Origin of the sequence: Acidovorax sp. GBBC 1281 (genome assembly GCF_028473645.1) — a bacterium.
Taxonomy (GTDB): domain Bacteria; phylum Pseudomonadota; class Gammaproteobacteria; order Burkholderiales; family Burkholderiaceae_C; genus Paracidovorax.
In genome coordinates this window covers 4,998,832-5,011,313 of record NZ_CP097269.1, presented here as the reverse complement: position 1 = coordinate 5,011,313, position 12,482 = coordinate 4,998,832, and the positions used below count along the sequence as shown (strand labels likewise).

General features: G+C 66.2%; 16 protein-coding genes. 2 read left to right on the top strand and 14 right to left on the bottom strand.

Annotated elements, in window-relative coordinates; genetic code table 11:
• Nucleotides 1-15: 15 nt before the first annotated feature.
• The 14 genes from sctN to sctC form a co-directional block, all read right to left on the bottom strand.
• Nucleotides 16-1,338 carry a type III secretion system ATPase SctN gene (gene sctN, locus M5C96_RS23470; RefSeq protein WP_272565633.1) on the bottom strand — a complete coding sequence of 441 codons (1,323 nt, stop codon included), beginning with the start codon at nucleotides 1,336-1,338 and terminating at the stop codon, nucleotides 16-18.
• Nucleotides 1,331-2,395: a type III secretion system stator protein SctL gene (sctL, locus tag M5C96_RS23465; protein WP_272565630.1), complete on the bottom strand. Its 1,065-nt coding sequence runs from the start codon at nucleotides 2,393-2,395 to the stop codon at nucleotides 1,331-1,333. Before sctL ends, sctN begins: the two co-directional genes overlap by 8 nt.
• Complete coding sequence (locus M5C96_RS23460) at nucleotides 2,389-3,012, bottom strand: type III secretion protein HrpB4 (RefSeq protein WP_272565627.1); 624 nt, start codon at nucleotides 3,010-3,012, stop codon at nucleotides 2,389-2,391. The genes sctL and M5C96_RS23460 overlap by 7 nt, the downstream gene beginning before the upstream one ends.
• A gap of 40 nt (nucleotides 3,013-3,052) precedes the next feature.
• Nucleotides 3,053-3,892, bottom strand: coding sequence for a type III secretion system inner membrane ring lipoprotein SctJ (gene sctJ / locus M5C96_RS23455; protein ID WP_272565625.1), 840 nt, complete (start codon nucleotides 3,890-3,892; stop codon nucleotides 3,053-3,055).
• Between the two features lie 24 nt (nucleotides 3,893-3,916).
• The gene (locus tag M5C96_RS23450; RefSeq protein WP_272565623.1) at nucleotides 3,917-4,300 is read right to left on the bottom strand and encodes a type III secretion protein; all 384 of its coding nucleotides are present in this window, start codon (nucleotides 4,298-4,300) and stop codon (nucleotides 3,917-3,919) included.
• 27 nt (nucleotides 4,301-4,327) lie between these two features.
• Complete coding sequence (locus tag M5C96_RS23445) at nucleotides 4,328-4,804, bottom strand: HrpB1 family type III secretion system apparatus protein (protein ID WP_272565622.1); 477 nt, start codon at nucleotides 4,802-4,804, stop codon at nucleotides 4,328-4,330.
• 226 nt (nucleotides 4,805-5,030) lie between these two features.
• Nucleotides 5,031-5,231, bottom strand: a complete 201-nt coding sequence (locus M5C96_RS23440) for a hypothetical protein (RefSeq protein WP_272565621.1) — start codon at nucleotides 5,229-5,231, stop codon at nucleotides 5,031-5,033.
• A 76-nt stretch (nucleotides 5,232-5,307) separates the two neighbouring features.
• Nucleotides 5,308-5,511 (bottom strand): hypothetical protein, encoded by a 204-nt coding sequence (locus tag M5C96_RS23435; RefSeq protein ID WP_272565620.1) that lies wholly within the window; start codon nucleotides 5,509-5,511, stop codon nucleotides 5,308-5,310.
• An 82-nt stretch (nucleotides 5,512-5,593) separates the two neighbouring features.
• Nucleotides 5,594-5,797 (bottom strand): hypothetical protein, encoded by a 204-nt coding sequence (locus tag M5C96_RS23430; RefSeq protein ID WP_272565620.1) that lies wholly within the window; start codon nucleotides 5,795-5,797, stop codon nucleotides 5,594-5,596.
• Nucleotides 5,798-5,879: 82 nt separating this feature from the next.
• Complete coding sequence (locus M5C96_RS23425) at nucleotides 5,880-6,083, bottom strand: hypothetical protein (protein ID WP_272565620.1); 204 nt, start codon at nucleotides 6,081-6,083, stop codon at nucleotides 5,880-5,882.
• Between the two features lie 108 nt (nucleotides 6,084-6,191).
• Entirely contained in the window at nucleotides 6,192-6,617 is a 426-nt protein-coding gene (locus M5C96_RS23420) for a hypothetical protein (protein ID WP_272565618.1), read from the bottom strand.
• An 18-nt stretch (nucleotides 6,618-6,635) separates the two neighbouring features.
• The gene (locus M5C96_RS23415) at nucleotides 6,636-6,899 is read right to left on the bottom strand and encodes a hypothetical protein (RefSeq protein WP_272565616.1); all 264 of its coding nucleotides are present in this window, start codon (nucleotides 6,897-6,899) and stop codon (nucleotides 6,636-6,638) included.
• Nucleotides 6,900-6,925: 26 nt separating this feature from the next.
• A complete protein-coding gene (locus tag M5C96_RS23410) occupies nucleotides 6,926-7,918 on the bottom strand; it encodes a secretion protein (protein ID WP_272565613.1) in 993 nt (330 codons plus the stop codon).
• Nucleotides 7,915-9,843: a type III secretion system outer membrane ring subunit SctC gene (gene sctC, locus M5C96_RS23405; RefSeq protein ID WP_272565610.1), complete on the bottom strand. Its 1,929-nt coding sequence runs from the start codon at nucleotides 9,841-9,843 to the stop codon at nucleotides 7,915-7,917. Before sctC ends, M5C96_RS23410 begins: the two co-directional genes overlap by 4 nt.
• 347 nt (nucleotides 9,844-10,190) lie before the next feature.
• Here sctC and M5C96_RS23400 point away from each other — a divergent pair, with 347 nt between their 5' ends.
• Both M5C96_RS23400 and M5C96_RS23395 read left to right on the top strand, forming a co-directional pair.
• A complete protein-coding gene (locus M5C96_RS23400; RefSeq protein WP_272565608.1) occupies nucleotides 10,191-11,705 on the top strand; it encodes a class I SAM-dependent methyltransferase in 1,515 nt (504 codons plus the stop codon).
• Complete coding sequence (locus tag M5C96_RS23395; RefSeq protein ID WP_272565607.1) at nucleotides 11,705-12,433, top strand: lytic transglycosylase domain-containing protein; 729 nt, start codon at nucleotides 11,705-11,707, stop codon at nucleotides 12,431-12,433. The genes M5C96_RS23400 and M5C96_RS23395 overlap by 1 nt, the downstream gene beginning before the upstream one ends.
• Nucleotides 12,434-12,482 lie beyond the last annotated feature (49 nt).

Sequence of the window (12,482 nt, the reverse complement as noted above, 5' to 3'; positions counted from 1 at the left end):
CGTTGGCCCGAGGGGTCAGCCGTTGGCCACCTGTGCCAGGGTGCCCACCGATCGGTCGAAATCCCAGAGATCCGATGTGGCCTGGTTTAGGAAATCCAGGATCTGGGGCATTTTCTGCATGGCCTCGTCCGCGAGCGCATCGTTGCCGGGCTTGTACTCTCCCATCTGCACCAGCGGTTCGATCTCGTCGTATTTCGCCATGAGGCGGCGAAAGTGTCCTCCCGCCTGCTGATGGTCCTTGGGCACGATCTGCGACATCACGCGGCTCAGGCTGCCCAGCACATCGATGGCCGGGTACTGGTTGCGCGCCGCGATCTTGCGCGACAGGATCATGTGGCCGTCCAGAATGCCTCGCACTTCCTCGGAGATCGGGTCGCCACCGCTCTCGTCCTCGTAAAGAATGGTGTACAGCGCCGTGATCGAGCCCACCGCACCCATGCCGGCCCGCTCCAGCAGGCGGGGGATCTCGGCGAACACCGAGGGCGGGAAGCCGCGCCGCGCGGGAGGCTCGCCCGCTGCCAGGCCGATTTCCCGCTGCGCGCGGGCGAAGCGGGTGAGCGAGTCCATCATGAGCAGCACCTTCAGGCCCTGGTCCCGGTAGTACTCGGCCACGGCGGTGGCCACGTGGGCTGCCTTGGCGCGTTCGCTGGACGACCGATCGGAGGTGGCGCACACCACCACGGACCGCGCCATGCCTTCTTCGCCCAGAATGAACTCGACGAATTCGCGCACTTCGCGGCCCCGTTCGCCGATGAGCGCAATCACGCTGATGTCGCACTCCGTGCCACGCGCCAACATGCCCATCAACGTGCTCTTGCCGACACCCGCCGGGGCGAAGATGCCCATGCGCTGGCCTTCGCCCAGGGTGAGCAGGGCATCGATGGCCTTCACGCCGGTGGGCAAGGGGTGCTCGATCATTTCCCGCTCCATCGGGGTGGGTGGAAGGGCGAACACCGGGCGGCGCTCGAGGCAATCGAGCGGGCCCTTGCCATCGATGGGCTGGCCCAGGCTGTCGATTACCCGGCCCAGCAGTTTGGGCCCCACAGGGACGGACAGCACCTCGCCCAGGCCGACCACCGCCGAGCCGCCCCGCACGCCAAGGATCGATCCGAACGGCGACAGGATGCTCTGGCCGTTGGCAAAGCCGATCACCTCGGCGGCCTGCAGCAAGCCACCGCTTTCATCGAGCACATGGCAAAGCTCGCCGAGCTTGGCGTCCAGGCCGGTCACGCGCATCAAGGTGCCGATCACCTCGACGACCTTGCCACTGCGGCGAACGATCGTCGCGGAGGCAATTTCCTGCTCCATCCATTGGGGCAGTCCGGAGACTTCAAGCATGGTGCTTTTCCTCTTCGTCATCGCCGTCGCCGGCAGTCCCGTTCATCGGGTCCAGGGTTTCGAGCCAGTCCGTCGCATCGTCTTCGTCTTCCAACGGCTTGGCGGATGAGAACCAGTTGGGCGAAGCGTCTGCCCTCTGGGCCAGAGGCTGTGCAACGGATACCAGGGTTTGCTCGGACTCAGGATCTTCTGTGTCCAGCGGATCCTCGGGTACGAGAGGCTCCTCCGCCTCCGTCTCCAGCCACCCCGTGGCTTCGTGGGCGGACGGCGGCTGGACCTCATGCAAAGGTTCCATCTCGATCTCTTCGGGGTCTGGCGGCGTACTGGCTTCCTGCGAAGCATTGGCCATCGCCAACCGGGTGGCCCGCTCCAGTGCAGAGCGCACACCAGCGAGCTGCACGCCGAGGCTGGTGTCGAGCCGGCCGATGTCGGACTCGAAGATGCAGGAGCCCAGCGCGAGCGACGCGTCGGTCTCGATGCGCACCTCGGGTTCGTTCGGCCCACGCACGGCCGAGGCAATGGCGGTGCGTGCCGCGTCGGCCTCGTCCGGGTGAACGCGAAGGCTGGCCGTTCCGGCCTGGCGCAGCGCATCCTTCACGGTCCACAAGGCGCGCCGGAACAGGGCTTCGCGCGATTCGGACTGCACGATGCGCTCGACGGCCAGCGCGACCACGCCGGCCAGCTGGGTGTCCATGGCGTGCCAGGCGGCTTCATGCGTGGCCTTGAGCTGCGCGAAGCGGCCGTGCCACCGCGCGGCGGCTTCGCGCTCGCCATGGGCGTAGCCCAGTTCCCGCTCGGCAGCGGCCTCCCGCCGGGCCTCGTCCACCAGGGCTTCGGCCTCTTCCCGCGCTTGCTGCAGCAGGGCCTGGGCCGACTGTTCGGCTTCTTCGGCGGTGTGCAGTGCCTGCGCTTGGGCTTCCTCGCGGATGGCGGCGCATTCATTTCGGACGCTCTCCAGCAGCCCCAGCACGCCGGTCACCGTGGGGATTTCATCGGCCCGAAGGATGCCGGTATCGGTGCGCAGGTGGGCGCCACTCGGGTTGGACCAGATCAGCATGGTGTGCCTTCGAACAGGGATTCCAGACGCTCCAGGCGGGCATGGGCCGGACTGAGTGCCGCCGGCACATGCCCGGCGCGGGGCTCGTCCTGCCGCGACAGGGGCAGGGACAAGCGGGCCAGCCGGCGCAACCCCCGGTCTGGCCACACGCCTTCCCGCACCAGCTCGCGGTAACCGACCCAGGCCCACGCGAGGGGCGTCCACGCTGCGACTTCACTGGGCACGGGCGTGCCTTCCTGAAGGCCGCGCAAGGCGCCGTAGGCCGGTCCCAGGCATTGCTGCAGCGCGGCCCGCGATGTGCGCTCGACGCAGCAGCGCAGCACACCGGGCCGTCCCAGCAGCGCGAGAGCGCACAACCGCGATAGCATTTTTTTCCGGTCCATCAGCGCGAGACGGCTGGCGGGGTGGTCCAGGGAGGGCAGGGGGGGCAGGGGGCCGCAGCTGCGTTCATACAGCGCAATGGACATGCGCTGTCCCACGGCCCCCTGGTCCCAGTCCTGGGCGGATTGCGCCAGTCCGAGCGGGGCACGCCAGCTCGGGTCCATGCCTTCGTGCAGGGCTTCGAGCCGCAGCTGGAGCGCCTGCGCCAGCGAGGCGAGTTGGCTGGCCCGGCTCATGGCCGCTGCCCCAGGCCATCGGCCGTGTCGGGGAGGGGCGTCATGCCGAGGCTCCCGCGGCCGTTGTGGTCGACACCGGAATGGGTTTGGCGGCATCGGCGGCGGGTTGCGATGCGCTGGCTTCCTTGCGCCGCAGCGGCGCTGGAAGCCATGCGGGGCGCTTCCAGGCCAGCCATCCACCCGCCGCGGCAAGGACGAACAGCACGGCGGCCAGGCCGATCCACAGGCTGTTGTTGGACTCTTCCTTCAGCACGGCAGGGCTCAAAGGCATGCCCGGCACCAGTGTGACGGTCACGTTTTCATAGGCCAGCCCTTCGACGCTGCGTGCCACCATGTTCTTGATGCCGGCGACCAGCCCTGCCAGGTTGGCGCTCTCGCGGTACTTGATGAAGACCGAGGCGCTGGCCGGCTTGACCGAGGATGCCAAGGGGTCGTTGTTGGGCAGCACGATGTGCACCCGTGCGGTGACGACGCCGTCGATCTGCGACAGCGTGGCCTCCAGCTGCTGGGCCACACCATAGATGAAGCGCACCCGTTCTTCGGTCGGCGTGGAGATGAGGCCTTCCTTCTTGAACATCTCGCCGAGCGTGACGTGGCGCTCGCGGGGCAGGCCATAGGACCGCAACACGGTCAGCGAGCGAACCACATCGTCCTGGTAGACCTGCACGTTCCAGGTCTTGCCGGCATCCGTGGTGGCCTTGCTCACCTGCACGCCGCTTTCCAGCAGGGCGGCCACCATGTCGTTGGCATCGGTCTCCGTCTGCTTGGTGTAGAGGTCCGTCTTGCAGCCGGTGAGGGCCAGCAACAGTAGCAGCGGGATCAGCGCGCGGCGCGCGAACTGGCGGTAGGTCGCCGCGCGGGAGCAGAGGGATGGCGCCATGATGGGTGCTTCGCTGAAAGGGGGTTATTGGTTGCGCATGAGCGTTTGCAGGCCGGTCTTGGCGGTTTGCGCAAGGCTGCTCATCGCCTGGACCTGGAAATGGGTGCCGGCGAACTGGTACATCAGAGTGACCTGGTACGCCGTCAGGTCCACCCCGGGCGGCTGCTGGATCGCAGCCTGCATGAGCGCCGCCGTGTCCTGGATCTCCTTGCGGATGGACTCGTCCTGATTGATCAGCATCTTGCCCAGCGTGGACGGGCTCTCGGTCTCCACGGAGGACAGCGGGGGCGCGTCCTTCATCATGCGGGCGAATTTTTCCGCGACGGCGCTCATGTTCATCGAGGGGCTGGACGCCTGATCGACGATGAGGGAACTGGATGCCGCGCCAATGCTGCCGATGGGGTCCATGGTGGATTCTCCGGAAATGAAGGGGTGTCAGGCGCGCATGAACATGAAAGGCATCTGGAACGCGGAAACGCTGGCGGCCTCGGCGGGCTTGGGTGCCTCGGTGGTTTCCTGGAACGTGCCCGCGGCCCGGGCCCGGTTGATGACCAGGCCGCTGACCAGTTCGAGTGCATCCGGGCCGGCGTTGCCTTGCTCCAGCTCGTTCAGCGTCATCTCCCATGTGCGATCGCCCAGCATGTATTGGCAGTTGGCGATCATGGCTTTCGCGGAACCCCACTGCTCCGGGTGGTTCTCCAGGGTGCGCACGCGCTGGATGCATTCGCGGTAGGCGCCGCGCCGGAAGGAAATCCAGCCATCGATCATGTCCAGCTCCGCCACTTTGGGGCGCAGCGTGCGGATTCCGGCAAGGATGTCCGACGCCTCGTCGTTCATGCCCTGGGCGATGGTCCGGTAGACCAGTTTGATCAGCGCGGTAACGAATTCCTTGCGCTCAAATTTCGGATTCATAAAAACACTCCTGTTTCTTCTGCATAGACGGCCTGGGCTCGCGTACAGCCCTGCGCCGGCGTCGGTCGATGGTCCGCCTCGGCGCTCACCAGTACGACGTACGAAGCGCAAGCCAGAAGGGTCACGATCGTGGTGATGAAAGGTGGCATGGCCTGCGGCGGCTGAGGGCAGGCTTGCAATCCATGCGCGGGGGAAACGCCTTGGATCCAAAGAGGATCCGATCGCTTCATCCCGCAGCCTGCGCAAGCTTGTCCGTCATGCTCTTGGAGCTTTTCTGGAACGCGTCGGCCATGTTGGAGATGACGGAGTTGCGGCCTTGCCTCTCGCTTAGCTTGGCTTGCAGTTCCGTCATGGCGTTCTGGTTGTCCTGCTGCTGCTGCATGCGGGCCATCAGGGCCTTGGTGTCGCCATCTGCTTTGTTGACCATGGGGGCTCTCCTGTGAGGGAAAAAGTAAAAGGCTTTGCTGCGCCATGAGCGGTGCGGCCCATGGCGCGATGAAGCATCAGCCCGCGCCTTGCGCTTGCTTGTCCGACAGGGCCTTGGAGTTCTTTTGGAACGCGTCGGCCATGTTGGAGACGACGGCGTTCTTGCCTTGCTGCTCGCTCAGATCGGCTTGCAGTGCCGTCATGGCGTTCTGGTTGTTTTGCTGCTGCTGCATGCGGGCCATCAGGGCACGGGTATCGCCATCGGGTCTGCTGGTAGACATAATGAATTCCTTTGTGAAGTGAACGTTGAGGAAACGAAGTGCAGCGCCATGAGCGTTTTTCGGCCCATGGCGCGATGCTGCTTTAGCCCGCGCCTTGCGCTTGCTTGTCCGACAGGGCCTTGGAGTTCTTTTGGAACGCGTCGGCCATGTTGGAGACGACGGCGTTCTTGCCTTGCTGCTCGCTCAGATCGGCTTGCAGTGCCGTCATGGCGTTCTGGTTGTTTTGCTGCTGCTGCATGCGGGCCATCAGGGCACGGGTATCGCCATCGGGTCTGCTGGTAGACATAATGAATTCCTTTGTGAAGTGAACGTTGAGGAAACGAAGTGCAGCGCCATGAGCGTTTTTCGGCCCATGGCGCGATGCTGCTTTAGCCCGCGCCTTGCGCTTGCTTGTCCGACAGGGCCTTGGAGTTCTTTTGGAACGCGTCGGCCATGTTGGAGACGACGGCGTTCTTGCCTTGCTGCTCGCTCAGATCGGCTTGCAGTGCCGTCATGGCGTTCTGGTTGTTTTGCTGCTGCTGCATGCGGGCCATCAGGGCACGGGTATCGCCATCGGGTCTGCTGGTAGACATAATGAATTCCTTTGTGAAGTGCGGAACATTCCGCGTTATTGAAGGCCACACCGCGCGGCCTCCATTCGGTGAGGCATGACGGCCGGATGCCGCCGTGCCAATTTCGGTTCAGTGCAGGGAGGCCCTCCGGCCTTGCTGTCCCACGTACTTCAGCACCCCGAAGGCGGCTTCGCGCACCTCCTGGTCTGCGTGGGTGGCCAGCACGTTGTCGATCCAGTAGCGCCACCCCCGGTCGCCGCCAAAGAGCATCGCGACGGCCATGGCGATCTTGTTCTCGCCGTTCTGAGGCTCTTCCTCGATGCGCGCTGCGAGGGCCTCCCGCGCTTCGCCCAGCTGGCCGGCCATCGCCATGGCAACGGTGCGGTAAAGCGAGTAGCCGTGGGCATCTTCGAGCGTCATCTCGACGGTGGAGTGGATGGTTTGCGCGTCTTCGCCCACCCGGTAGATCGTGCCCAGCAAGCCCACGGTCATGAGGTTGCGGTAGATCACCGGATATGCGCTCTTGGCCGCGGTGGGTGCTTCGAGGACCAGCATGGAGGGGCTCCTTGTGTCTCAGACGGCCAGGGTGGTGCCGTGCAGGGTTTCCCAGATCCGCTGGATCACGCGCTGCGACGCGTAGAACGCCTGGATCAGCTGCGTGACGAGCTGGCGCTCGGCGTCCACCTGGGTGGACTTCAGCATGGCGCTGCTCTCATCCGCGATCTCCGCGAAGTAGCGGATCATGGCCCGCGCACGGTCGCCACTCTTGTCCTCGGTGAGCGCCTGGTCCAGGTTGGCGAGGTCGCTGAAGATGATGGATTCGTTGGAAGCAGTCATGGTGTTGGCGTTCGTTGGGTGAAGGGTTAACGGGAAACCGACCAGTCGTTGGCGGCCAGGCTCTCTGCATTCGGCGGCGAGAGGTGCTTCACGCCGTCGCGTGTCTGTACGTACTGCAGGTCCCCGGTGTTCATCAGCGCGCTCATGCGCTTGACGCCTGCAGGGGGCAGTTCTGCTGCGCTCACGTCGATCCGCTTGACCAGCGGTGCCAGGTCGGACGCGATGCGCGTGGCGCTGTCCTTGAGCGCCGACAGGTTCTGCGTGTCGCCGGTGACGTTGAAGCGCCCTTCGCCCAGGTGGTGGACTCGGAGTCCCGGACGTGCAATCGCGTCGGCGATGCTCTGCTCCACTTCGGTGCTGGTCGCATAGGCGTGCACGATGCGTTCCGACTTGAAGGGCGCCAGCAGCTGGCGTACCGTGTCGGCATCCGAGGCTTCGGCCAGCAGGCCGCGCACGATGACGCCATCCGCCTGGGCAATCACCTCCAGCCCGGAGACCGGGGCCGTCGCCAGGGCGCGCTGAACCCGCACCAGGAGCGGCTCCTTGGGCGCCGCCTCACGTGCGACGGAGTCGGTGGCGGGGCGATCCTTCTTGGAGGGGCTCAACGGCGCGACGGCCGCGCTCAGCGCCGCGGTCATGAGCGCGGTTCCCACCACCGCTGAAAGCACCACCGGCGACACCTTGCGGCGTTGGGGACCGACCACGGGGACCTGGCTGAGACGGGCGATCAGATCGACGCTGGCGGGCCAGGTGGCGTTGCCGGGGCCGGTACACAGCACGATGTCACCCATGCGATGGGGCGTGAAGTCCTCCATGGGGAGCCATGCCGGTGCAGAGCCTTGTGGCGACAGCGCGAACTGAATCATTCCGTCCTCTCCCGCTTCGATCAACATCGCATCCGAAGTCCAGTCGGTGAGCTGGATATCTGCTGCGTCTTCCGCGCTGATCAGGTAGCGCGTTGAAGTCAAATTTATCTGTGCGCCGGCATGCTGGCCGGTCAGTATGCGAAGCTGCTTCATGGCTTGCGAACCTCGTTCAAAAAGGCGACAGGGGCGGCGGGCGAGCCGTTGTTGAGAAGGCGCGGAGTGATGAGGAAAAGCCGCTCGGTGCGCTGCGTCTGGCGCTCGTTGTTGCGAAATGCCCCGCCCACGAGCGGCAGCTTGGAAAGCCCGGGAACGGCGTTGTTCTGGGATTGCTCCGACTCCACGGTGATGCCCCCGATGAGCAGGCTCTCGCCCTCGCGCACATGGGCTTCGGTGCGGATTTCGGTTTTCTTCACGATGGGGACCTGGTCCACCACGTTCGTCTCGAATGCTCCGTCTTCGATGTAGAGCGTGAGCTTGATGTTGTTGCTGCCGTCCATGCGGGTGACCTGCGGCGTCATCTCCAGCAGCGTGCCGGCCTCGATCTGGAACAGGTTGGCTTCCAGGTTGCCGGCCACACGCACCGTTGCCACGCGTTTTTCGCGCATGACGGCGGTCCGGTTGGCGACGCCCATGACGGACGGCTTGGACAGGACGCGGGCCTTCCCCTCGCCCTGCAGGGCGTTCACACGGGCCAGCAGATGGCGGCCCGCGTCGGCCACGATCGTGCCCAGCGCTGCGGCAGGCATGAGGCTGTTGGACAGGTTCATGCTGATGTTGGTGTCGCTGCCCCGCAAGGTCCAGTTCACGCCCAGCGCATCCACGCTATCGGAGTTGACCTCGATGATGGTGGCTTCCAGTTCGACCAGCTGGGGCTTTTGGTCGAGCCGGCGGATCAGGGTCTCGAACTCCGCCATGCGGTCGGCGCGACCGAAAACCACGACCGAGTTCGTGCCCTCGTCGGCCTCGAAGCGCGGCTGGTTGTCTTCTTCGGGGTTCTTCGCAGGGGGCGTCAGCGGCCGCAGGTCGGACGCTGGCGTGCTGGCGTCCTGGTTGGTGGCGCGCGGCAACGGGGGCAGGAACTGGTTGGCCGAAGGCAGGGGAATGTACGCACCGAGCTTCTTGCGCGTGTTGTCGGTGTCCTTGTCCATCATCCGCACCAGGGGGGCGATGCTGGCGCCTTCCTTTTCGCGCTCACCGTAGAGCTTGCGCAGCATGGAGGCGACCCCCGGCACGGTGGTGTTGCCCACGGCCCGGTCGCCTGCCGAGGCGAACTGGAGCGAGAAGACGCGCGCCGTACGGGCGTTGTTGTCGGTCACGCCCGCGTCGAGTGCTTCGAGGGCCGAACTCACCAGTTCCAGGTGCCGAGGCGGGCCGGACGCATACAGCGTGCTGCTGGCCTCGTTGAACCGGATGGGGTAGCGCTTGTCGCCCAGGTCGAACGACTGCAGCAGCTCAGCCACTTGTTCCCGGTTGAAACCCTTGAGCCGGAACATGCGGCTTTGCATGGAGCGGCCCGGATAGAAGTACAGCGCCGACCCATCGTGATACCACAACAGGTTGTAGGCCCGGGAGACGCTGTCGAGGAATTCGCGCGGCTTGAGATCGAAGTTGGCGTTGACCACGCCGTCCACCCCGTCGGCCACGATGGCTGGGGTGCCGCGGCTGGCGGCGAAGTCTTGCAGCACGTCCGCAATCCGCTTGTTCTCCGCCCGGTAGACGAATCGGCCTTTCTCCCAGGCCGCCGGTTCGATGGCGCTGGGTGGCAGGGGCAGGGCCTGCGCGGCGGACAGCGATGTGGCCCGGGCCGATGGCATGGTGACGGGCCGGGTGGCCACGGCGGCATCGCCCTGGGGGCGGTCCGTCGCCGGAACGGCGAAGGGGTTGGCGGACGCGGAAATGCTGGAGAGGCTGCCCAACTGGTGGGACATCTTCATGTAGCCCATGGAGGGCTGTGCGAGAGCGGACCCGGTGAGAGACAGGGCGAGCAGCACGGCGGCGAGGGTGTCGCGCTGAACGGCTCCCATGCCGCAGGCCGAGGGGGCGGATGGCTTGCGAGGGATGGGGGCGGTGGACTTCAACGCAGTACTCCGGTTCGTTGTCTGGCAAACGAAGAGTAGGTGGGGGGCACCGCCGTCGCGGCACCGCAGGCGAAGACACGGCCCGCGGCGCGAAGGCCATGATTTCGGTGGTTCAGGGCCCGTCGCCAGGGCCGTCACCAAGGGCACCGGTAGGGGCGTCGGCATGCGCGGCATGGGGTGGGCAGGGTGCGACATGGCGCCTCTGCTTCGCCTTTCCGGCCATCGTTTCGACTGTTGGACCGGTCTGGCCGCGCGTTGCGGCTGCAATGGGCGCAGCCGTTGGTGCCTTTCGCGAAAAGCGAAGGTGCACACGCCCTGTCACCGTCCCAACGCTCAGAGGAAGACCGATGAAATCACCCCAGCCCGCCGTGCTCGACGTGCGCAGCGAACCCTATACCCGCGGTTACTACCGCGCCCTCTCGCCCGCGCAGATGAGCGTGGCCCTGGAGTCCCGCGGCGTGTGCGGCCCCGATCTGTCGGCCCCCCTGAACTGCTTCGAGCTGGGCATGGGGTTCGGCCTGCCGCTGGTGGCGCATGCGGCTTGCTTTCCGAACATGCGCTTTTACGGCAACGACTTCAACCCCCATCACGTCGCCTATGCCAACGAACTGGCCCGGGACGCGGGCCTGTCGAACGTGGAGGTGTTCGAAGACGCCTTCGAGACCTTGCTCGATCGTGACCTGCCTCCCATGGACATCATCTCCATGCACGGCGTGTACTCCTGGATCTCGCCCCCGCTGCGCAAGGTGGTGATGCGTTTCATCGCCGAGCGGCTGCGCCCGGGAGGCGTCGTGTTCGTGAGCCACAACGCACTGCCCGGCTGGGCCGCGCAGATGCCGTTGCGCGAACTGGTGAACCTGCATGGGTTGCGCCAGGTTCCGGTCAGCGCAACGCCGATCGAGCGGTTGTCGCAAACGCTGGATTTCCTCGACGATTTCGCCAAGGTGAACCCCGCCTATTTCTCCGACGACCTCTCGGTGCAGGCGCGCCTGTACGGGCTGCGGCGGCTCGATCCGCACTACGCTGCGCACGAGTATTTCAATCCCGACTGGCACCCCATGCACTTTCACCAGGTCGCCGCCGAGATGGCCGAGGCGGGGCTGGAGTTCGCAGCGCCCGCGGTGCTGTCCCAGCAGGTGGATGCGGCCATCCTGCCCCCGGCCACGCGGGAGTTGCTGCGGGGGGTCGATGACCCGGTGCTGCGGGAGACCCTGCGCGACTTCGCGGTGAACCGGTCCTTCCGCTGGGATCTGTACACCCGGGGCGCTCCCCAGGCCAGCGCGCAGCAGCATGCGCAGTTCCGCCTGGACAGGCCCTGGATCCTGGCCACCGCGCGCAGCGAAACCCGCGAGAGCCCGTTGGCCGATGGCGCCGCCGACCATGTGGACGGCGCCACCGCCCTGCGCCTGCTGGATGCACTGGCAGAAGGCCCCGCCACCGCCCGCGAACTGGCCCGCCGGCCCGAGCTGGCATCGCTGGGCGCGGATTTCATCGTCGAGGCCTTGATGCTGCTGGAAAACGAAGCCCAAGTGCATCCCGCGTTGCCCGTGGCACTGCGTGAGAGCGCTCGGGAATCGGTGCAGCGCTTCAACAAGGCGGTCATGCAGAGGCCGGACGACGATGGACTGCATTACCTGTCCTGCGCCGCCAGCGGCCAGGCCATGGGCTGGTCGCCGCTTGCCATGGCGCAGATCCGTGCCGCCTGCCAGGGGGCGCAGACTGCGGATGAAATGGTCCAGGCGATGCGGGACCGGTTCGAAGGCGAGGGCGAGGGCCAGATGCCGGCCGAACGCCTGGCGCACAGCGCCCGCTGCTTCTTTGCCAGCCGTGCCCCGGTGCTGCGCCACCTGGGCCTGTTGTGATGGTGCGCTGGCAGCGCCACGCGCTGGTGGCAGCGGCGGCGCTGCAGGCGTGTGGCGCCAACGCGCTCATTGCCTACGACTGCTGGGTGAAGGGGCCGGAGTCCGATCCGGTGCGCGTGGCATTCGACATTGCCAAGCGTTATCCGGCGATCGTGGGGCAATGCCGGGCGGTCGAGCTGCCTGACCCGCCGGCCGATCCGGCAGACGCGGACGATCCCGTGGCCAGCGCGGCCGCCGTGGCAAGCGTGCGCGTGATCCGGGCCCCACGCACCGCCGGTGCCGCGCCGTCCGGCGCGGTCTGGCCCACGGCGATGGTGACGCCCCGTTGGCGCCACGAAGCGCTGTGGCCGGTGATCGAGTCGGCCGCCACCCGCCATGCCATCGACCCCCACCTGGTTCAGGCCGTGATCGAGGTGGAGTCGGCCTACGCGCCCAACGCACGATCGCCCAAGGGCGCGCTGGGCCTGATGCAACTGATGCCAGCCACGGCCGCGCGCTTTGGCGCGCCGTCCTCCGCCGACCTGTTCACGCCCGCCGTCAATGTCGAGACCGGGGTGCGCTATCTGCGCTTTCTGGCCGACAAGTTCAGTGGCCAGACCGAGCTGGTCCTGGCCGCTTACAACGCGGGCGAGGGGGCGGTCGTGCGGCACGGCTACAAGATTCCCCCTTTTCGCGAGACGCAGGATTACGTGCGCAAGGTGCTGGACAGGTATCCCGCCACCCGCTGATTTCCCTGATTTCCACGAGGGCCGCGACATGATCGCCGGCCTTTTTTTT